Here is a 17,978-nt window from a genome sequence, read left to right as displayed (position 1 = left end):
GGCGGAAGACGACTTCGGTGGACAGCTATACGCGATCCGCCGGCGCTCTTCAGCACAGCGGATCGCGCTTCACGCCGCGATAGCTTATTCCGCCGCTTCGGCGGTCGATGCGCCCGGCGGATCATAGGCCTGGATCGGCGGCAGATTGCCGTCGAAGCGCTCGACCTGCACCGTCGTCAACTGCCCCGTGCAACCCTGCGCCAGGGCCGAGGTGCCGATATCGCGCGTCAGGACATTCGGATTGCCGTGGACGCAGAGCGGCTTGTCCTCGTCCGGGTCGGCGGGATCGTACCAGGCGCCGGTCGGCAGCTGGACGACACCTTTGCGGATGCCGTCGGTGACGATGACGCCAGCAAGGCAGGCGCCGCGTTCGTTCGAGATGCGGATGATATCACCATCGACGATGTCGCGTGCGGCGGCATCCTCCGGATGCATGCGCGCGACCTCGCGGCCGCGAAGCTTGCCCTCGCCGCTATGACCGCCGAAATCGAACTGGCTGTGCAGCCGGGTTCGCGGCTGGTTGGCGACGAGGACGTAGGGGTTGGCCGCATCGGGAACGTTCGTCGCGCCGAGCCAGGCCGGGTGACCCAGGCAATCGGTTTCGCCGAAGCTCGCAATGGTCTCTGAAAAAATCTCGAGCTTGCCGCTCGGGGTCGGCAGCGGCGAAGCGGCCGGATCCTGCCGGAAGGCGCGCAGCTTGCCGCCATCGTCGGGCTGTTGCGGCAGCTCATAGCCTTCGCTCGCCCAGAATTCGGCGAAGGTGGGCGCCGGCAGCCCCTTCTCGGTGAGGCCGGCGCGGGTCGGCTCGTAGAGATACTCCAGCCACTGCCGCACGCTGCGGCCTTCGGTGAAGGCTTCGGCCGTGCCCAGCCGCTCCGCAAGATCGGCGAAGATGGCGTAGTCGTCGCGGGCCTCGCCATAGGGCGCGACGACCGGGTGCATCGGCACCAGCAGCGGGTCGTTGGAATTGCCGCCGATATCCTCGCGCTCCAGCGTCATCGTGCAGGGCAGCACGATGTCCGCATGGCGTGCCGTCGCCGTCCAGGCGAGTTCATGAACGACAAGCGTGTCCAGGCGGGCGAAGGCCTGCCGCAGCCGGTTGAGATCCTGATGGTGATGGAACGGGTTGCCGCCGGCCCAGTAGACCAGCTTGATCTCAGGGTAGGTCCGGGTCTGGCCGTTGTAGCGATAAGTCGTTCCCGGATTGAGCAGCATGTCGGAGATGCGTGCGACCGGGATGTAATCGCTGATCGGGTTCTTGCCCTGCGAGAAGGTCGGCATCGGTACGGCATTGTAGCGTCGGCCGTAATAGGCGATGGCGCCGAGCCCGTAGCCGTAGCCGCCGCCGGGCAGGCCGATCTGGCCGAGCGCCGCCGCCAGCACCATGCCCATCCAGACCGGCTGCTCGCCATGCTCGGCGCGCTGCAGGGCGTGCGCCACGACGATCAGCGCGCGCTTGCCGTGCAGGCGCTTCGCCAGCGCCACGATGTCCTCAGCCGGCATGCCGGTGATGGGAGCGGCCCAGGCCGCATCCTTGGGCTGCCCGTCGTTTTCGCCGAGCAGATAGCGCTCGAAGACCGGCCAGCCGACCGTGTAGCGCTCGAGGAAGGCGCGGTCATGCAGCCCGTTGACGACGAGCGTGTGGACGAGCGCCAGCATCAGCGCCGCATCGCTGCCCGGGATGTTCGCGACCCATTCCGCGCCTGCCTCGGCCGGGAGATCGCCCCGCAGCGGGCTGACCAGCACGAACTCGCAGCCGCGCTCCTGCGCGCGCTCCATCGCGCCACGCTCGACGTGGCGGCTGATGCTGCCGCCGGCGACCATGCTGTTCTTGAGCGCCATCCCACCGAAGGCGAGCACGATCTCGCTGTGATCGGCGATCTGCTCCCAGGAGACGTTGCGCTTCACCAGATCCTCGTAGTCGCCGATGATATGCGGCACGAGGACGGAAGACGCGCCCGAGGAATAGCTGTTCACCGACTTCACATAGCCGCCGGTCGAGGTGTTGAGGAAGCGGTGGATCTGGCTCTGGGCATGGTGGAAGCGGCCGGCGCTGGCCCAGCCATAGGAGCCGCCGAAGATCGCCCCGGGACCGTGATCGTCGCGCACGCGGCGCAGTTCGGCCGCGAGCTTGTCGAGCACCGCCGACCAGGACATCGGCACGTATTCGTCGCGCCCGCGGCGATCGTCCGGACCCGGCCCGTTTTCCAGCCAGCCGCGGCGCACCATCGGCTGCGCAATGCGGGCGCGGTGGCGCAGCGCCCCCGGGAAATTCTGGATAATGTCGTTCGGATCGGGATCGCCCGGATGCGGCCGCACCTCGAGCTGCCCGTCCTTCATCCGGGCCGAAAATACGCCCCAGTGCGAAGTATGCGGACGAAAGGCTTCGTTCTCGGTGGAAGCCTCGGGTGCCTGGCCGGCAGGGCTCGTCATCGCCGCGATCCTTGGAATGTTAGCTGGGAACGACGATCCGTCATCCGCCGGTCCATGACGGATCGCAAGAAAAATCCACGATCGAGCGATGCGTTGGGAGCAGACCCCTTCTGCTGGTCTTCACGAGCCTGGCGGGGCAGAGTTGGCGGCGCATCATCTGGAAGGTGTCGGGACAATGCAGGATTCCTCCGGCGACGTGGTGGTCGTCGACAGAAAGGGCGCCGTGCTGACGGTGACCATGAACCGGCCGAAGGCGCTGAATGTTCTCGACGAGACGCTGGCGGACGCGCTGCTCGCGGCATTCGAGCCGATCGCCGCGGATTCGAGCATCAGGGCGGTCGTTCTGGCCGGTGCCGGCCGTTCTTTCATGGCGGGCGGGGATCTTTCCCGCTTCCATGCCGATCTCGCGGGGGCAGCTGCGACGGCTGGCCAGCTCATCGGCCGCTTTCATGCCCTGATGCGCCTGATCAAGGCCTTGCCGCAGCCGGTGGTCGCCGCGGTGCAAGGGCCGGTCGCGGGTGGCGGCGTCGGTCTGGCGCTGGCCTGCGACTTCGTCATTGCCACACAGAGCGCGAGCTTCCTTTCAGCCTACACCAGGCTCGGAACCAACCCGGATGGCGGAACGACATGGTCGCTCGCGAGGCTGCTCGGCCCGCGGCGTGCGCTCGAATTCGTGCTGCTGAACGAGGCGATGGACGCCGAGACCGCGCTGCGCCTCGGCCTCGTCAACCGGGTGGTGCCGGACGGCGAGCTCGCGGAGGCGGTGCAGGCGATGGCCCAGCGCCTGAGCCAGTGCAGCTTCGGCGCCAACAGGGCGAGCAAGGCGCTCGTTCAGGCCGCGATGGAAGGTTCCTTCGACGCACAGCTCGATCTGGAGAAGCAGGCCTTTATTGCCAATGCCGGGACAGCCGACTTCAAGGAAGGAATTCAGGCCTTCTTCCAGAAGCGCGCGCCGCGGTTCTGACGGGCTTCCTCAGGCGGCGACAATCGCGCCTCCAGCCGGTCCAGCCCCTGCAACAACAAGGCGGCGTCGGGGCCGAGCGCGGTCAGGATCTCCGCCTCGAAGGCGAGCGCACGCGGCACGATCTCGCCGTAGGCGCGCGAGCCCGCCGCCGTCAGGGTGAGGCTCTCCTCGCGCCGGTCCGCCTCGTTCTCGCGCCGTGTCAGCCAGCGACGCTCCTCGAGCGCGCGCACGGCGCGACTGACCTTGGTCTTGTGCATCGCCGAATGCGCGCCGATCGCTTTTGCGGTCATCGCGCCGAACTGGCCGATTGTCGCCAGCACCCGCCATTCAGGCACGGTCAGGTCATGGTGCGTCCCATAGACCGCTCGGAATCGCAGCGATAGCGCGGTGCTCAGCCGGTTGAACCGATAGGGAAGGAAGCGTTCGAGCGCGAGCGTCGTCATGCCTTGTTGGTTACAAAATCAACAGTTACGAAAGCAACGGTTTTTGCCGAGGGCATCGCCGGGGACCCACCGGCGACGCGCGGGTTGGGGACGCCGGCCGCTGGCGATTGCCTTGCCGCGGACCGACACCGGGAGGTCGTGATCATGAATGTCCAGAACTCCGCCACGCCGTCTGCCGGGGAGCGCAAGATCGAAAGCGCCATCCAGTCGGGCTACATGTCCGGCTTCGGGAACGGCTTCGAGACCGAGGCTCTGCCGGGCGCCTTGCCACTTGGCCGCAATTCGCCGCAGCGCTGCGCTTACGGCCTCTACGCCGAGCAGCTTTCAGGTTCGCCCTTCACCGCGCCGCGCACCACCAATGAGCGCTCCTGGCTCTACCGCATCCGGCCGACGGTGGCGCATTGGAACCGGTTCCGAAAGGCCGATATCGGGCTGTGGCGCACCGCTCCCGCCCGCGAGGTCGACCTGCCGCTTGCCCCGATGCGCTGGAGTCCGCTCCCCATCCCGTCGCAGCCGCTGTCCTTCGTCGAGGGCATCCACAGCATGACCACGGCCGGCGACGCCGGCAGCCAGGGCGGCATGGGCGCGCATGTCTATCTGGCCACGCGCTCGATGGTGGACGAGTACTTCTACAATGCCGATGGCGAGATGCTGTTCGTGCCCCAGCAGGGGGCTTTGAGGCTTTGGACCGAGTTCGGCATCATCGACATCGAGCCGGGCGAGATTGCGGTGATCCCGCGCGGGGTGAAGATCCGCGTCGAACTCAAGGACGGCCCGGCGCGCGGCTACATCTGCGAAAACTATGGCGGTGCCTTCAGCCTGCCGGAGCGCGGGCCGATCGGCGCCAACTGTCTCGCCAATCCCCGCGATTTCCTCACGCCCGTCGCAGCTTTTGAGGATCGCGACGCAGCTTCCAGAATGTTCGTAAAATGGGGCGGCAATCTCTGGGTCGCCGACATCGCGCATTCGCCACTCGATGTCGTCGCCTGGCACGGCAATTACGCGCCCTACAAATACGATCTGCGGAAATATTCGCCGGTCGGGCCGGTTCTATACGACCATGCCGATCCGTCGATCTTCACGGTGCTGACCTCGCCGTCGGAAACGCCTGGAACCGCCAATATCGATTTCGTCATCTTCTCCGATCGCTGGCTGGTGGCCGAGAACACGTTCCGCCCGCCCTGGTACCATATGAACGTGATGAGCGAGTTCATGGGGCTGGTCTACGGCGTCTACGACGCCAAGACCGGCGGCGGCTTCGTGCCGGGCGGCATCTCGCTGCACAACATGATGCTGCCGCATGGGCCCGACGTCGACGCCTTCGAGCGCGCCAGCAATGTCGAGCTGAAGCCGCACAAGCTGGAGGGGACGCTCGCCTTCATGTTCGAGACCCGGTTTCCGCAGCAGGTCACGGCGTTCGCCGCCGGGTCCAATGCCTTTCAGAAAGACTACGGCGGCTACGGCCATAAGCTCACGAAACACTTCGATCCGAGCCGGCCATAGCAGATGGGCAGCGGATCAACGCCCCGTAAGGAACCGCCTCCGTTTCCTGGTCGGCGCGCTCGGCCGCGCAAGCTGCTGTCGCTTGACATCGACCATGCCCAAGCGCCTGATCGGCCCAGGCCGACTACCCCCGACTTGGGCGGTTAGCACCCTCAGTTTCCGCGCCGCGCGCGGACGATCGGCTTGGATGTGAAACCGACGGTGGAAGAGTACACGGTGGCGATGCCGTGGTACGAACCTGAGGATTTTCCTGTCCTTTGGGAGCTTGCCCAGGACCGCTCCGAGATGCCGCCGCGCTATGAGGACTGGCGGCGGAGTGCGGAGACCGTGATGAATGCCTGGCTTGCCAGAGGGCGGGCCTTGCAGATCGTCACGATTCGGCCGGGGCCTTTCGTGGCCTGGCTCGAGGCGCGGCACCTTCCGAACACGGCCGAGATCCGCCGCCGCTATGTCGAGGATCTCGCGACCCGCGATCACGACGCGGCTTGATATCCTTGGCCTCCGAGCGGCCAGCGGCGTGCATGCTGTGATCGCCTTCGCGCAGCTCGGTGGCGGCGGTGAGAATATCGGCACATGGGTATCGAGATTCGCCCGCTCAGGCCGCGGGGCTTCTTCGAGATGGCCATCATCTGGGGGGCCGGCCGCTTCCGTTCGGCAGTGGCGGTGGATTTCGCCGAACAGGTACGGTCCGCGGCGCCCGTCTATGCCGATGAAGCTTCTGTCGCTTCAGCGCGATCCGCCAAGGAGTAGGCCGGGAGCCAAGCGGCCGCTTGTTTGTCGGCTACGCGATTTGCCGGTTTGCGATGGGGCGCTCGCGGCATCCACCGCCCGTGTTTCGCTATTCGTGCGACACGGATCACATGATCTTTGCTTCGAGGGCGCATCATTGCGGCTCGGCACCTTGGGGGGCGGCAAGATAAGCCGGCCTTGCTCATGAAGGGCAATGCGCAGCTTGCGCTCGTCGGCTCCGGTCTGACGGAATGCGCTGGACGATGTAGACGATGGAAAAGGAGTTCCGGCTGATGGGGGCGCCGAAGCGCACCACCATCGGCGCTCGCCATCGTTCACGACAACGGCGAGCCATAGCCCCATAACGTCAGCTAAGGCGCTGACAAACCACCACTCTGGTAGATGAGTGGTGCCCAGGAGAGGACTCGAACCTCCACGCCCTTGCAGGCGCCAGCACCTGAAGCTGGTGCGTCTACCAATTCCGCCACCTGGGCAACGGCGGTTCGTTTACGGGGGCCGAGTCGTCCTGTCAACGGGCCTGCATCAACGAAATGCATTCGGCTGGCCGCAGCCTGTGGAAAGCGTCTCGGCCCGGAATATCGGGTTACCCGGAAAGCCACGCGGAAAGGGGAAGGAATGCCCGAAGAACCGAACCGGCCTAGGGCGAAAGGCCGCATCTTCCGGACCAGTGCATGTTCGGCGCAAAAGGGATTTCCACTTTGGCGGAACATGATCTAGGAGGGCAGAAGCATTCTAAACGGAGCTCCCGCGATGGCCCTTCAAGCCCCGGCTCAGCAACTCGTCACGGTTTTCGGTGGTTCCGGATTCGTCGGCCGCCACGTCGTGCGGGCGCTCGTCAAGCGCGGCTATCGGGTGCGGGTCGCGGTGCGCCGCCCGGACCTCGCAGGTTTCCTGCAGCCGATCGGCACTGTCGGCCAGATCCATGCCGTGCAGGCCAATCTGCGCTATCCCGCCTCGGTTGCCGCTGCCGTGAAGGGCGCTGACGCCGTCATCAACCTCGTCGGCATCATGCAAGAGCAGGGGCGCCAGAGCTTCCTGGCCGTGCAGGCGAACGGTGCACGCGCCGTGGCCCAGGCCTGCGCTGCCGCAGGCATCACCCGGCTGGTCCATGTCTCGGCGCTCGGCGCGGTTGCCGAATCGGCCTCGACCTATGCCCGCACCAAGGCCGAGGGCGAGGCCGCCGTGTTCGCCGCCGTGCCAGGCGCGGTCGTGCTGCGGCCTTCCGTGATGTTCGGACCGGAGGACACCTTCTTCAACCGCTTCGCCTCGATGGCGCGGATGCTGCCGGTGCTGCCGCTGGTCGGCGATGGCGCGACGAAGTTCCAGCCGGCCTTCGTCGGCGACGTCGCCGAGGTGGCGGCGCGTGCGGTCGATGGCACGGTGCAGGGCGGGCGCGTCTACGAGCTTGGCGGCCCGGAGGTCATGAGCCTGCGCCAGGTCCTCGAGGAGGTCTGCCGCGTGACTGGCCGCAAGCGCCTGCTGGCGCCGCTGCCTTTCCCGCTGGCGCGGATCATGGGCAGCGTGCTGCAGGTGCTGGACACGCTGACGCTCGGTCTGATTCCTGACGAGCTGGTCCTGACCCGTGATCAGGTGACGCTGCTGCAAAGCGACAACGTCGTCTCCTCGGCCGCGGCCAAGGAAGGCCGGGACTTCGCCGGGATTGGCATTGCTCCGACTTCGGTCGAGGCGATCATCTCCTCCTATCTCTGGCGCTTCCGCAAGGCCGGCCAGTTCGACACTGCCCGGGCGAGCTGAGCGGCAGCGCCGGGAGGCGACGATGCCGTTCGATCTCGTCATCTACGATTGCGACGGCACGCTGATCGATAGCGAGACGCTCTACAGCGAGGTCAGTCTCGTGCTCTGCCACGAGATCGGCCTGACGCAGTGGACGATCGAGGATTATAACGCGCATCTCGTCGGCATTCCGCTTGCCGATGGCTTCAAGGTGATCGAAGCGGCGCTCGGCCGCCGGCTGCCGGCCGATTTCGAGAGCAGAATCGAGGACGGCGTGGCTGCCCGGCTCGAACGCGAGCTGCGGGCGCTGCCGGGGGTGCGGGAGGCGTTGCCTCTGCTCGCCGGGCGCCGTTGCGTTGCTTCCTCGACCAGCCTCGAACCGTTGCGGCGCAACCTCGGCCTCGCCGGCCTTCTCGACCTGTTCGATCCGCATGTCTTTTCGGCGTCGCAGGTCGCCCGCGGCAAGCCGGCGCCTGACGTCTTCCTCTTCGCCGCTGCGCAGATGGTTGTTCAGCCGGCAAATTGCCTCGTCCTGGAGGATTCCGTGCCGGGCGTGCAGGCTGCGCGGGCGGCGGGCATGCAGGTGGTGGGCTTCACCGGAACGGCCCATGACAAGCCGCGTATGCGCGATCGCCTGCTGGCTGCAGGGGCCACTGGCGTGATCGACACCTATCGGGACTGGCCGGGCGAGGCGGCGCGGCTCGCGGAGCTCCACGCCGCCTGAGGCGCCCGGCTTTCAGATCGCCATGCGTCCCACGGGCGCATAGCGATCTATCGCTTTGTCAGAACATCGGATTCTGCCGAAAAGTGGATTCCACTTTTCGGTCCGCTGCTAGAGCATGCTCGGCAGCACGCGATCCGGCGGCTTGTGGCCGTCCATGAAGGTCTTGATGTTGACGATGACCTTCTCGCCCATGTCGGCGCGGCCCTCATGGGTGGCCGAGCCCATATGCGGGAGGACGACGACCTTGTGCTGGCGGGCGAGCTTGAGCAGTCGCGGATTGACGGCGGGCTCGCTCTCGAACACGTCGAGGCCCGCGCCGGCGAGTTCTCCGGCTTCCAGCATGCGGGCGAGCGCCGTCTCGTCGACGATCTCGCCGCGTGCGGTGTTCACCAGGATCGCGTCCGGCTTCATCAGCTTGAGGCGGCGCGCCGAGAGCAGGTGATAGGTTGCCGGCGTATGCGGGCAGTTCACCGAGACGATATCCATCCGCGCCAGCATCTGGTCGAGCGAATCCCAGTAGGTTGCATCGAGCCTCTCCTCGGTGCGCGGATCGACCCGGCGGCGGTTGTGATAGTGGATCGACAGGCCGAAGGCGGCGGCGCGCTTCGCCACGGCCTGGCCGATGCGTCCCATGCCGACGATCCCGAGGCGCTTGCCGGTGATGCGCCGGCCAAGCATCCAGGTCGGCGACCAGCCGGCCCAGTCGTCGTCGGGGATGACGCGGGCGCCCTCGGCGATCCGGCGCGCCACGGCAAGGATCAGCGCGATCGTCATGTCGGCGGTGTCGTCGGTCAGCACGCCGGGCGTGTTGGTGACGGTGATGCCGCGCTGCACGGCGCTGGCGACGTCGATATTGTCGACGCCGTTGCCGAAATTGGCGATGAGCCGGAGCTGGTCCCCGGCCTGCGCGATGATGGCGGCGTCGATCTTGTCGGTGACTGTCGGGACCAGCACGTCGGCGGTCTTCACGGCTTCGACGAGGGCGGCCTGCGACATCGGCTTGTCATCGATGTTGAGCCTGGCGTCGAACAGCTCGCGCATTCGGGTTTCCACCACCGCGGGCAGCTTGCGCGTCACCACGACCAGGGGTTTCTTCTTCGACATGCCGGTCACCCTTCCGTCATCCGTATTCGCCGCGGCCTTCAACCAGCCATTAACCCTGCTGGCCCAGGAATGGAGCGGTTGCGCAGCCCCGTATGAGTTGTCTATGCGGCGGCGCAGCGGAAGACAACTTGACCCTTCGCCGGGGGCAGGGTGCCGAACAGGGAGAACGGCGGATGAAGGTTACGACGATGCGCCAAATCGCCCTGATCGGCGCACTCTTCATCGGTTCGTCGCTCACCGCCGCCGCGCAGGACATGCAAGCGGGCTCCGTCACGGGCCTTCCGGTGCCGCGCTATGTCAGCCTAAAGACGGACCGGGTGAATTTGCGCGAGGGGCCGTCGAAGGAGCATCGCACCCGCTGGGTCTATCAGCGCGCCGGGCTGCCGGTCGAGGTGACGGCGGAATTCGAGACCTGGCGCCGCGTGCGCGATGCCGACGGCACCGAGGGCTGGGTGCTGCACAGCCTGCTTTCCGGACGCCGCACTGCGCTCGTGGCGCCGTGGTCCCGGAACAAGGACGAGGTGTTCCCGATGCGTAGCAGCGCATCGGAGGACGCGAACGTGGTCGCCCGGCTGCAGGCGGGGGTCGTCACGAATGTCAACTCCTGCGCCAATGCCTGGTGCCGCGTCAGCGTCGGCAACATCATCGGCTTTATCCGCCAGGAGCGCCTCTGGGGCGTCTATCCGAACGAAAAGGTTGACTGAGACGGGCGGGCAGTCGGGGCTACTGCCGGGTTAGCGTCATCAGCGGCCGGCCGCCCCGGTCGAGCAAGGCGAGCCGCCCCGTGCGACGCTCGATGCTCCAGCGATGTACCCGCTCGAGAGTCTTCAGGAAGCGCTGCTCCTGATTCATCACGTCGGGTGCGCAGGCCATCATCGTCGAGACCATGCGCGAGAACCGGATCGTCCGGCCCCGGACGGTCGCGTTGCCGCCAAACCCGTTGCAGCCGCCGCGTCCGGACACTCTGCCATCGTCGGCGATGGTGATGGCGGTCGTGATCGAAGCCGGTGTCTCGGCGCCGCCGAGACTGGCGAGGCGCCAGCTCCCGATAGGGGAGGAGGCCGGTGTGGCCGGCTGATCCTGCGCCGCCACGCGCTGGACCCAGATTTCGGTCTGGTCCGGCCCGCCTGCAAAGACGCCGTGTCGTTCCGTGGTGGTGAAGAGCAGCTGTCCCCGATCGAGGATGCGTGCCTGCAGCGCGTAGCTGCGCCGCGGTTCGATCTGCTGCGAATCGAAATGCAGGGTCCAGGGCGCCGGGATGCGCCGTCCGGAGACACGGGTTTCGGCGATGGTGCGAGCCGGCGCGTCGGCCAGGGAGACATCGAGGAGCTTGACCTCGACGATCGCGCTCGGTGGCAGCAGCATGCGCTCGCGATAGGACACGGTGCCGCTCAGCGTCCGCGGCGCCGCGACAGCGGGAATGGAGGGAAGAGCCGCGGCGAAAGCCAGCCCCGCGAAGGTCCGCCGCGAGATCAGGGGGCGGAGAGAGCGCATCGTCATCGACCTTTCAAGCGAAAGGAGGCCGGCTCAGCCGTCAATCTTGCGCAGCCGCACCACGACGTCGACGCGTGCGATTTGGTAGCCCTCGGGCGGTGTCGGCAGGCTGGCGACGTCGATCTCCTGCGCCGGGATATCGATGACCCGGTTCTCGCCTTCCACGACGAAATGGTGATGCTCGTGATCGGCCGTGTCGAAATAGGCCTTGGCGCCGTCGAGCGTCAGTTCGCGCAGGAGACCTGCCTCGGTGAACTGGCGCAGCGTGTTGTAGATCGTCGCGAGCGAGACCGGGATCCGCTCCTTCATCGCCTCTTCATAGAGCATCTCGGCGCTGACATGGCGCTGGCCCTTGGCGAAGAGCACCCAGCCGAGCGAAACGCGCTGGCGGGTTGGCCGCAGGCCGACACGCCGCAACTTCTGCCGGACATCGTGGAAGGGGCAGCCCTGCCGCACAACCAAGCCGTCGCCCTGGTTTTGCGAAGTCAGATCGCTCATGCCAATTCTCGTTCTCGTGTCTTTGTTCGCAACGGGCGCCCGCAGCTCCGCCGGTTTATTGAAATCATCCTAAAGAAATGTAGGACCTCAGCTTCACCGTCGCAAGCACGACACCGACTTCCTAGCGGATGAAGGCCCTGTCCGCTTTGATCTGGCGCATGGCTGCGGCTGTTTTTGACGCTGGCGTGTGGGTCGGCGCGCCTGCGCCCTTTCGTTTCGGGTTCCCGCTGTGTTAGGCACGGCGCAGAATATGCCGTGCCGAATCCAGCCGGCGCAAAGGAGCGGAACGGGAATGCAGCGTCAGTCGTCTTTCAGCTACGAGGAGATCCTCGCCTGTGGCCGCGGGGAACTGTTCGGGCCGGGCAACGCGCAGCTGCCGCTGCCGCCGATGCTGATGTTCGACCGCATCACCGAGATCGCCGAAGAGGGCGGTGAGCACGGCAAGGGCCTCGTCCGTGCCGAGTTCGACATCAAGCCCGACCTCTGGTTCTTCGATTGCCATTTCAAGGGTGATCCGGTGATGCCGGGCTGCCTCGGCCTCGATGCGCTCTGGCAGCTCACCGGCTTCTTCCTTGGCTGGCTCGGCCTGCCGGGCCGCGGCCGCGCGCTCGGCGTCGGCGAGGTGAAGTTCGCCGATCAGGTGCTGCCGACGGTCAAGCGGGTCGTCTATGGCGTCGACTTCAAGCGCGTCTTCAAGTCGAAGCTCGTGCTCGGCATTGCCGATGGCTGGCTCGAGGCGGACGGCGAGCGCATCTATACGGTCAGCGACATGCGCGTCGGCCTGTTCAAGCCGGAATCGGCCTGAGGAAAAACGCACCGCGACCTTGCGCGCTGCTGCTGCGAGGTCCATTTGCGCGGTACGAATCCAGAGCGGCGGGCCAGCCCGCCGCGTGCTCACAGCTGGAGTGAAGCGAGCATGAGACGCGTCGTCGTCACCGGGATGGGCATCGTCTCGTCCATCGGCAACAACACGCAGGAGGTCCTGGCCTCGCTGCACGAAGCGAAATCGGGCATTTCCCATGTCGCCGACTTCGCCGCGCACGGCTTCCGCAGCCAGGTCGCGGGCGTTCCCACGCTCGATCCTGCGACCGTGCTCGACCGGCGTGCCATGCGTTTCCACGGCGGCGGTTCGGCCTGGAATCAGGTCGCGATGGAGCAGGCGATCGTCGATGCCGGGCTCGAACCGGCCGAAGTCAGCAACGAGCGGACCGGCATCGTCATGGGCTCGGGCGGTCCCTCGACCCGCGCGCTGATCGACGCCTATGACAAGGCCCGCGAGAGCGGCTCCTCCAAGAAGGTCGGCCCCTTCGCCGTGCCGAAGGGCATGTCCTCGACCGCCTCGGCCACGCTCGCGACCTGGTTCAAGATCAAGGGCGTCAACTATTCGATCTCCTCGGCCTGCGCGACCTCCAACCACTGCATCGGCAATGCCTACGAGCTGATCCAGTGGGGCAAGCAGGACATGATCTTCGCCGGTGGCTGCGAGGAGCTGGACTGGACGCTCTCCGTCCTCTTCGACGCCATGGGCGCGATGTCCTCCGACTTCAACGATCGGCCGTCGGTCGCCTCCCGTGCCTATGACGTCCGGCGCGACGGCTTCGTCATCGCCGGCGGCGCTGGCGTCGTCGTGCTGGAAGAGCTGGAGCACGCCAAGGCGCGCGGCGCCAAGATCTATGGCGAGATCGTCGGTTATGGCGCGACCTCGGACGGCTACGACATGGTCGCCCCCTCGGGCGAGGGCGCGGAGCGCTGCATGCGCATGGCGCTGCAGGGTGTGAAGGCCAAGGTCGACTACATCAATCCGCACGGCACCTCGACCCCGGTCGGCGACGCCAAGGAAATCGAGGCGATCCGCGCCGTGTTCGGCGCCGGCGAGAAGAGCCCGCCGATCTCCGCGACAAAGTCGCTCACCGGCCACTCGCTCGGCGCGACCGGCGTGCAGGAGGCGATCTACTCGCTGCTGATGCTCAACAATGATTTCATCTGCGAGAGCGCCCATATCGAGGAGCTCGACCCCGCCTTTGCCGACATGCCGATCGTGCGCAAGCGCATCGACAATGCCGGACTCGGCTGCGTCCTCTCGAACTCCTTCGGTTTCGGCGGCACCAACGCCACCATCGTGATGAAGCGCCTGGAGGCCTGAGGCCGCCATGCTCTTCATGGTGATCGAGCATTTCGATCAGGCCCGCGTGAAGGATGTCTACGCCCGCTTCCATGAGCGCGGGCGTATGGCGCCGGAAGGCTTGCGCTACGTCGAAAGCTGGGTCGCCGCCGATCTGGGACGCTGCTTCCAGATCATGGAATGCGACGATGTCGCTCTGCTGCAGGAATGGGTTCTGCGGTGGAGCGATCTTGCCCGCTTCGAGATCGTCCCTGTAGCGGCGTCGAAGGCGGCGGCTGCCGCGGTGCTGAAATCCTAGTTGTGCTGCGTCACGTTCGCCGCCCGTGCAACGGGCGTGCAATCCGCAGATGCCGTTCAGGCTTGACGAGCCAGAGTTGCCGAGCGTTTTCCTCCTCTCCCGCCATCCGACCCGTTCCTGAAGATCTCTCTCAGAGTGTGCCATGCTCCCGCTGATGCATAACAAGCGCGGCCTCATCATGGGCGTCGCCAACCAGAACTCGATTGCCTGGGGCATTGCCCGCACCCTTCACGCGCATGGTGCCGAGGTCGCTTTCACCTATCAGGGCGATGCGCTGGGCAAGCGCGTCCGCCCGCTGGCGGAAAGCCTCGGCTCGAATCTGGTCATCCCCTGCGACGTCGAGGACATCGCTTCCGTCGACGCGGCCTTTGCGGCTCTCGACGAGGCCTGGGGTGGCGATCCCGAGCGCAGCACGCTCGACTTCGTCGTCCACGCCATCGGCTTCTCCGACAAGAACGAGCTCAAGGGGCTCTATGCCGACACCTCGCGCGAGAACTTCTCGCGCACCATGGTGATCTCCTGCTTCTCCTTCACCGAGATCGCCAAGCGCGCCGCGGACCGCATGCCGAAGGGCGGCAGCATGATCACGCTGACCTATGGCGGCTCGACCCGGATCATGCCGAACTACAATGTCATGGGCGTGGCCAAGGCGGCGCTCGAGGCGAGCGTGCGCTATCTCGCCGGTGACTACGGCCCGCGCGGCATCCGCGTGAACGCTCTCTCGCCCGGGCCGGTGCGGACGCTGGCCGGTGCCGGCATCTCGGATGCGCGCGCCATGCTGTCCTGGCAGCGGGCCAACTCGCCGCTGCGCAAATCCGTCTCGCTCGATGAGATCGGCGGCTCGGCTCTATACTATCTTTCTGACCTGTCGGGTGGTGTAACAGGCGACATCCACCACATCGACGCCGGCTATCACATCACTTCGATGCCGACGCTCGACAGCCTGCGCGCCGCCGACAGCGGCAACGGGGAGTAGACGGAACCCTGCGGCGGGACCATCGTTCTCCCCGGATCGGAAGGAGGACGTGCGATGGCCCTGGTCAAGTACGAGATCGTCGAGCACGATGGCGGGTGGGCCTATAAGGTCGGCGACGTGTTGTCGGAAACCTTCCGTTCGCATGAGGCGGCGCTGAAGGCCGCCACGCGGGCGGCGGCACGTCAGATGGTCGCCGGCCACACCGATGGCATCGTCTATCAGGACAAGGACGGCCAGTGGCACCAGGAACTGGCCGATGGCCACGACCGGCCCGCGACCGAGGTCATCGACGAGCCCTAGAGGCGGTGCGCTTCGCCTCCGATCCAAGCCGATCAGGCCGGGAGCGTCTCTGGGGCACGCGCCGATCGAACCGAAACGCGATCGGATGCGGCTTCAGCGCGCGGTGAAGAAGGTCAGCAGCACCTTGCTGTTCTCGCCGAGGAGGCAGAGAAAACGGCGGGGCTTGTCGGAGCGGTCGGTCCGGAGATAGGCCTCACCCATCACGATGCGCGTAACCGGAATGGTCTCGATCTTCGATTCCGACACTGCGACCGTGGTGCCGTCCTCGTCGATATAGATGTCCTTGATCTCCGGCTCCCTGGCGTGGAGCGTCTGGAGCGCCGCTGCCTTGCAGGTCGCGATTTCCGGCGTGGCCGGCTTCTCGCTCTTCGGTGGGACTTCTTGTGCGAAGGCGGAAGCCGATAGCGCGGTGGAGATCAGAACGGCGGCGAGGCAGCGGAGCATGCAGAAGCACTCACATCGATAATGGAGAGTGCTGAACGCTTCAGGAGGCCGTCGGTTCAAAAAAGAAAGCCCGCCGATAGGCGGGCTTTCGTAGGAGAGGGCTCAGAGACCGAGCTTCTTCTTGCGCTGGCCCAGCGTGCGCAGGCGCAGAGCGTTGAGCTTGATGAAGCCTGCCGCGTCGCGGTGGTCATAGGCCACGGCGCCTTCCTCGAAGGTGACGAGGTCCTGATCGTAGAGCGAGTAGTCGCTAGAGCGGCCGATGACGTGGACGCCGCCCTTGTAGAGCTTGAGGCGGACGTCGCCGGTGACGAATTCCTGGCTCTTGTCGATCAGCGCCTGCAGCATCTCGCGCTCCGGCGAGAACCAGAAGCCGTTATAGATCAGCTCGGCGTACTGCGGCATGATCTGGTCCTTGAGATGCGCCGCGCCGCGGTCGAGCGTGATCGATTCGATGGCGCGATGGGCCGCATGCAGGATCGTGCCGCCGGGCGTCTCGTACATGCCGCGGCTCTTCATGCCGACGAAGCGGTTCTCGACGAGGTCGAGCCGGCCGATGCCGTTGTCGCGGCCGAGATCGTTGAGCTTGGCGAGCAGCGTCGCCGGCGAGAGTTTCTCGCCGTCGATCGCGACCGCGTCGCCCTTCTCGAAGGAGACCGTGACGATCGTCGGGGTGTCCGGCGCGTCCTCCGGCGAGATCGTGCGCGAATAGACGTAATCGGGCACCTCGACCGCCGGATCCTCCAGCACACGGCCTTCCGAGGACGCGTGCAGCAGGTTGGCGTCGACGGAGAAGGGGGCCTCGCCGCGCTTGTTCTTGGCGATCGGGATCTGGTGCTGCTCGGCGAAGGCGATGAGCTGCTCGCGCGAGCGCAGATCCCATTCCCGCCAAGGCGCGATAACGACGACATCGGGCTTCAACGCATAGGCGGTGAGCTCGAAGCGGACCTGGTCGTTGCCCTTGCCGGTGGCGCCGTGGGAGACGGCGTCGGCGCCGGTCTTCTCGGCGATCTCGATCAGCTTCTTGGCGATCAGCGGCCGCGCGATCGAGGTTCCCAGCAGATAGACGCCCTCATAGGCGGCATTCGCCCGGAACATCGGGAAGACGTAGTCGCGCACGAATTCCTCGCGCAGGTCCTCGATATAGATGTTCTCCGGCTTGATACCGAGCAGCAGCGCCTTGTCGCGGGCAGGGCCGAGCTCCTCACCCTGACCGAGATCGGCCGTGAAGGTCACGACCTCGCATCGATAGGTGGTCTGCAGCCATTTGAGGATGATCGAGGTGTCGAGTCCGCCGGAGTAGGCGAGGACGACCTTCTTCACGCTGCTGTCAGCCATCTGATCAATTTCCTGCTGGCGGCCCGCGGGCCGCGTTTCGGACGCAATGGCGCACTATCGCAGGGTTCGGGGCGAAGCAATCGGAACCTTCTGATCGATCCCGCGTCGTCCTGTGATGGGTCGGCGTTGGCGACGGCGTCGTCCCACTTTCCGATAGCGCCCGTTCGCGGCGCTTGCGGTCGTGCTTCGGAGGGCGCAGGCTCATCGATGCGCGACACGAGATGACGACCTGTTCGGAGGCTGAATGCCGAATCGTCCCGTTCTGGACTTCTGGTATGAGTTCGCGTCGCCCTATTCCTGCCTGAGTGCACTCAGAATCGAGAAGCTGGCCGAGGAGGCCGGTGTCTCCTTGCGCTGGCGGCCTTTCCTGCTGGGGCCGATCTTTGCTGCGCAGGGTTGGAACAGCTCGCCCTTCGCACTCTTCCCCAGCAAGGGCCGTTACATGTGGCGCGACACGGCTCGGCGCGCCCGGCGGCAGGGGTTCAGCTTCATCAAGCCCGACAATTTTCCCCAGAATTCGCTGACCGCGACGCGGTTGGCGCTGGCCGGCCGCGAAGCGGGGTGGACGCCGGTCTTTTCGCGGGCTCTGTTCCGGGCCCAGTTCTGCGAAGGCAAGAACATCGCGGAGGAAGCCGTATTGACGGCGGCGCTGAAGGAGGCCGGCAGCGATCCCAATGTCGCGCTGCCGCTGTCGCGCAGCGAGGAGGTCAAGGGCCGGCTCAAAGCCGAGATCGAATATGCCAAGTCCATCGGCATCTTCGGCGCGCCCTTCTTCGTCGCCGGCGATGGTGAATTGTTCTGGGGCGACGATCGGTTGGAGGAAGCGCTCGAATGGGCGCAGGACGGGCGCTGAAAT

General features: G+C 66.1%; 19 protein-coding genes and 1 tRNA gene. 12 read left to right on the top strand and 8 right to left on the bottom strand.

What is annotated here, in order from left to right; genetic code table 11:
• Positions 1-84: 84 nt before the first annotated feature.
• Positions 85-2,433: a molybdopterin guanine dinucleotide-containing S/N-oxide reductase gene (locus tag AB4Z10_RS17055; protein WP_441471566.1), complete on the bottom strand. Its 2,349-nt coding sequence runs from the start codon at positions 2,431-2,433 to the stop codon at positions 85-87.
• Between the two features lie 175 nt (positions 2,434-2,608).
• Between AB4Z10_RS17055 and AB4Z10_RS17050 the strand changes: the two genes are divergently transcribed.
• Positions 2,609-3,397 (top strand): enoyl-CoA hydratase/isomerase family protein, encoded by a 789-nt coding sequence (locus AB4Z10_RS17050; protein ID WP_441471565.1) that lies wholly within the window; start codon positions 2,609-2,611, stop codon positions 3,395-3,397.
• On the opposite strand, the gene AB4Z10_RS17045 is transcribed toward AB4Z10_RS17050, so the two are convergent.
• Entirely contained in the window at positions 3,361-3,840 is a 480-nt protein-coding gene (locus AB4Z10_RS17045) for a MarR family winged helix-turn-helix transcriptional regulator (protein ID WP_441471564.1), read from the bottom strand. The two genes, AB4Z10_RS17050 and AB4Z10_RS17045, sit on opposite strands and share 37 nt — an antisense overlap.
• Positions 3,841-3,984: 144 nt before the next feature.
• Between AB4Z10_RS17045 and hmgA the strand changes: the two genes are divergently transcribed.
• Together hmgA and AB4Z10_RS17035 are read left to right on the top strand one after the other, a co-directional pair.
• The gene (gene hmgA / locus AB4Z10_RS17040; protein WP_441471563.1) at positions 3,985-5,343 is read left to right on the top strand and encodes a homogentisate 1,2-dioxygenase; all 1,359 of its coding nucleotides are present in this window, start codon (positions 3,985-3,987) and stop codon (positions 5,341-5,343) included.
• A gap of 183 nt (positions 5,344-5,526) precedes the next feature.
• Entirely contained in the window at positions 5,527-5,832 is a 306-nt protein-coding gene (locus AB4Z10_RS17035; protein ID WP_441471562.1) for a hypothetical protein, read from the top strand.
• Positions 5,833-6,479: 647 nt separating this feature from the next.
• Here AB4Z10_RS17035 and AB4Z10_RS17030 read toward each other — a convergent pair.
• Positions 6,480-6,566: transfer RNA gene (locus AB4Z10_RS17030), tRNA-Leu, on the bottom strand.
• 277 nt (positions 6,567-6,843) lie between these two features.
• On the opposite strand from AB4Z10_RS17030, the gene AB4Z10_RS17025 reads away from it, so the two are divergent.
• Both AB4Z10_RS17025 and AB4Z10_RS17020 read left to right on the top strand, forming a co-directional pair.
• Positions 6,844-7,848: a complex I NDUFA9 subunit family protein gene (locus AB4Z10_RS17025; protein ID WP_441471561.1), complete on the top strand. Its 1,005-nt coding sequence runs from the start codon at positions 6,844-6,846 to the stop codon at positions 7,846-7,848.
• A 22-nt stretch (positions 7,849-7,870) separates the two neighbouring features.
• Positions 7,871-8,551 (top strand): HAD family hydrolase, encoded by a 681-nt coding sequence (locus AB4Z10_RS17020; protein ID WP_441471560.1) that lies wholly within the window; start codon positions 7,871-7,873, stop codon positions 8,549-8,551.
• Positions 8,552-8,659: 108 nt separating this feature from the next.
• On the opposite strand, the gene AB4Z10_RS17015 is transcribed toward AB4Z10_RS17020, so the two are convergent.
• A complete protein-coding gene (locus AB4Z10_RS17015; RefSeq protein ID WP_441471559.1) occupies positions 8,660-9,655 on the bottom strand; it encodes a 2-hydroxyacid dehydrogenase in 996 nt (331 codons plus the stop codon).
• A gap of 173 nt (positions 9,656-9,828) precedes the next feature.
• Here AB4Z10_RS17015 and AB4Z10_RS17010 point away from each other — a divergent pair, with 173 nt between their 5' ends.
• Positions 9,829-10,359 (top strand): SH3 domain-containing protein, encoded by a 531-nt coding sequence (locus AB4Z10_RS17010; RefSeq protein WP_441471558.1) that lies wholly within the window; start codon positions 9,829-9,831, stop codon positions 10,357-10,359.
• A 19-nt stretch (positions 10,360-10,378) separates the two neighbouring features.
• Here AB4Z10_RS17010 and AB4Z10_RS17005 read toward each other — a convergent pair whose 3' ends face one another.
• Positions 10,379-11,155 (bottom strand): META domain-containing protein, encoded by a 777-nt coding sequence (locus AB4Z10_RS17005; RefSeq protein ID WP_441471557.1) that lies wholly within the window; start codon positions 11,153-11,155, stop codon positions 10,379-10,381.
• A gap of 27 nt (positions 11,156-11,182) precedes the next feature.
• Positions 11,183-11,647 (bottom strand): iron response transcriptional regulator IrrA, encoded by a 465-nt coding sequence (gene irrA, locus AB4Z10_RS17000; RefSeq protein ID WP_441471556.1) that lies wholly within the window; start codon positions 11,645-11,647, stop codon positions 11,183-11,185.
• A gap of 292 nt (positions 11,648-11,939) precedes the next feature.
• Between irrA and fabA the strand changes: the two genes are divergently transcribed.
• The 5 genes from fabA to AB4Z10_RS16975 all read left to right on the top strand — a co-directional run bounded on the left by fabA (position 11,940) and on the right by AB4Z10_RS16975 (position 15,343).
• Entirely contained in the window at positions 11,940-12,452 is a 513-nt protein-coding gene (gene fabA, locus AB4Z10_RS16995; protein WP_441471555.1) for a 3-hydroxyacyl-[acyl-carrier-protein] dehydratase FabA, read from the top strand.
• Positions 12,453-12,563: 111 nt separating this feature from the next.
• Positions 12,564-13,790 carry a beta-ketoacyl-ACP synthase I gene (fabB, locus tag AB4Z10_RS16990; protein ID WP_441471554.1) on the top strand — a complete coding sequence of 409 codons (1,227 nt, stop codon included), beginning with the start codon at positions 12,564-12,566 and terminating at the stop codon, positions 13,788-13,790.
• 7 nt (positions 13,791-13,797) lie between these two features.
• Positions 13,798-14,067 carry a DUF3303 domain-containing protein gene (locus tag AB4Z10_RS16985; RefSeq protein ID WP_441471553.1) on the top strand — a complete coding sequence of 90 codons (270 nt, stop codon included), beginning with the start codon at positions 13,798-13,800 and terminating at the stop codon, positions 14,065-14,067.
• 142 nt (positions 14,068-14,209) lie between these two features.
• Entirely contained in the window at positions 14,210-15,043 is an 834-nt protein-coding gene (fabI, locus tag AB4Z10_RS16980; protein WP_441471552.1) for an enoyl-ACP reductase FabI, read from the top strand.
• A 54-nt stretch (positions 15,044-15,097) separates the two neighbouring features.
• Positions 15,098-15,343, top strand: a complete 246-nt coding sequence (locus AB4Z10_RS16975) for a DUF2188 domain-containing protein (RefSeq protein WP_441471551.1) — start codon at positions 15,098-15,100, stop codon at positions 15,341-15,343.
• Positions 15,344-15,436: 93 nt separating this feature from the next.
• Here the strand turns inward: AB4Z10_RS16975 and AB4Z10_RS16970 are convergent, their stop codons facing one another.
• Positions 15,437-15,787 carry a hypothetical protein gene (locus tag AB4Z10_RS16970; RefSeq protein ID WP_441471550.1) on the bottom strand — a complete coding sequence of 117 codons (351 nt, stop codon included), beginning with the start codon at positions 15,785-15,787 and terminating at the stop codon, positions 15,437-15,439.
• 102 nt (positions 15,788-15,889) lie between these two features.
• Positions 15,890-17,122: an argininosuccinate synthase gene (locus AB4Z10_RS16965; RefSeq protein WP_441471549.1), complete on the bottom strand. Its 1,233-nt coding sequence runs from the start codon at positions 17,120-17,122 to the stop codon at positions 15,890-15,892.
• Between the two features lie 244 nt (positions 17,123-17,366).
• On the opposite strand from AB4Z10_RS16965, the gene AB4Z10_RS16960 reads away from it, so the two are divergent.
• Complete coding sequence (locus tag AB4Z10_RS16960) at positions 17,367-17,975, top strand: 2-hydroxychromene-2-carboxylate isomerase (RefSeq protein WP_441471548.1); 609 nt, start codon at positions 17,367-17,369, stop codon at positions 17,973-17,975.
• The last annotated feature ends 3 nt before the right edge of the window (positions 17,976-17,978 follow it).

This window comes from Allobosea sp. RAF48 (assembly GCF_052114025.1).
GTDB lineage: Bacteria > Pseudomonadota > Alphaproteobacteria > Rhizobiales > Beijerinckiaceae > Allobosea.
Note: the sequence above shows the minus strand (reverse complement) of the source record. Positions and strands in the feature narration are given on the sequence as shown.

Bases quoted from the DNA above. Each gene is read 5' to 3' on its own strand.
- AB4Z10_RS17055 (WP_441471566.1), bottom strand. From the start codon at position 2,433: ATGACGAGCCCTGCCGGCCAGGCACCCGAGGCTTCCACCGAGAACGAA.
- AB4Z10_RS17050 (WP_441471565.1), top strand. From the start codon at position 2,609: ATGCAGGATTCCTCCGGCGACGTGGTGGTCGTCGACAGAAAGGGCGCC.
- AB4Z10_RS17045 (WP_441471564.1), bottom strand. From the start codon at position 3,840: ATGACGACGCTCGCGCTCGAACGCTTCCTTCCCTATCGGTTCAACCGG.
- hmgA (WP_441471563.1), top strand. From the start codon at position 3,985: ATGAATGTCCAGAACTCCGCCACGCCGTCTGCCGGGGAGCGCAAGATC.
- AB4Z10_RS17025 (WP_441471561.1), top strand. From the start codon at position 6,844: ATGGCCCTTCAAGCCCCGGCTCAGCAACTCGTCACGGTTTTCGGTGGT.
- AB4Z10_RS17020 (WP_441471560.1), top strand. From the start codon at position 7,871: ATGCCGTTCGATCTCGTCATCTACGATTGCGACGGCACGCTGATCGAT.
- AB4Z10_RS17015 (WP_441471559.1), bottom strand. From the start codon at position 9,655: ATGTCGAAGAAGAAACCCCTGGTCGTGGTGACGCGCAAGCTGCCCGCG.
- AB4Z10_RS17010 (WP_441471558.1), top strand. From the start codon at position 9,829: ATGAAGGTTACGACGATGCGCCAAATCGCCCTGATCGGCGCACTCTTC.
- AB4Z10_RS17005 (WP_441471557.1), bottom strand. From the start codon at position 11,155: ATGACGATGCGCTCTCTCCGCCCCCTGATCTCGCGGCGGACCTTCGCG.
- irrA (WP_441471556.1), bottom strand. From the start codon at position 11,647: ATGAGCGATCTGACTTCGCAAAACCAGGGCGACGGCTTGGTTGTGCGG.
- fabA (WP_441471555.1), top strand. From the start codon at position 11,940: ATGCAGCGTCAGTCGTCTTTCAGCTACGAGGAGATCCTCGCCTGTGGC.
- fabB (WP_441471554.1), top strand. From the start codon at position 12,564: ATGAGACGCGTCGTCGTCACCGGGATGGGCATCGTCTCGTCCATCGGC.
- AB4Z10_RS16985 (WP_441471553.1), top strand. From the start codon at position 13,798: ATGCTCTTCATGGTGATCGAGCATTTCGATCAGGCCCGCGTGAAGGAT.
- fabI (WP_441471552.1), top strand. From the start codon at position 14,210: ATGCTCCCGCTGATGCATAACAAGCGCGGCCTCATCATGGGCGTCGCC.
- AB4Z10_RS16975 (WP_441471551.1), top strand. From the start codon at position 15,098: ATGGCCCTGGTCAAGTACGAGATCGTCGAGCACGATGGCGGGTGGGCC.
- AB4Z10_RS16970 (WP_441471550.1), bottom strand. From the start codon at position 15,787: ATGCTCCGCTGCCTCGCCGCCGTTCTGATCTCCACCGCGCTATCGGCT.
- AB4Z10_RS16965 (WP_441471549.1), bottom strand. From the start codon at position 17,122: ATGGCTGACAGCAGCGTGAAGAAGGTCGTCCTCGCCTACTCCGGCGGA.
- AB4Z10_RS16960 (WP_441471548.1), top strand. From the start codon at position 17,367: ATGCCGAATCGTCCCGTTCTGGACTTCTGGTATGAGTTCGCGTCGCCC.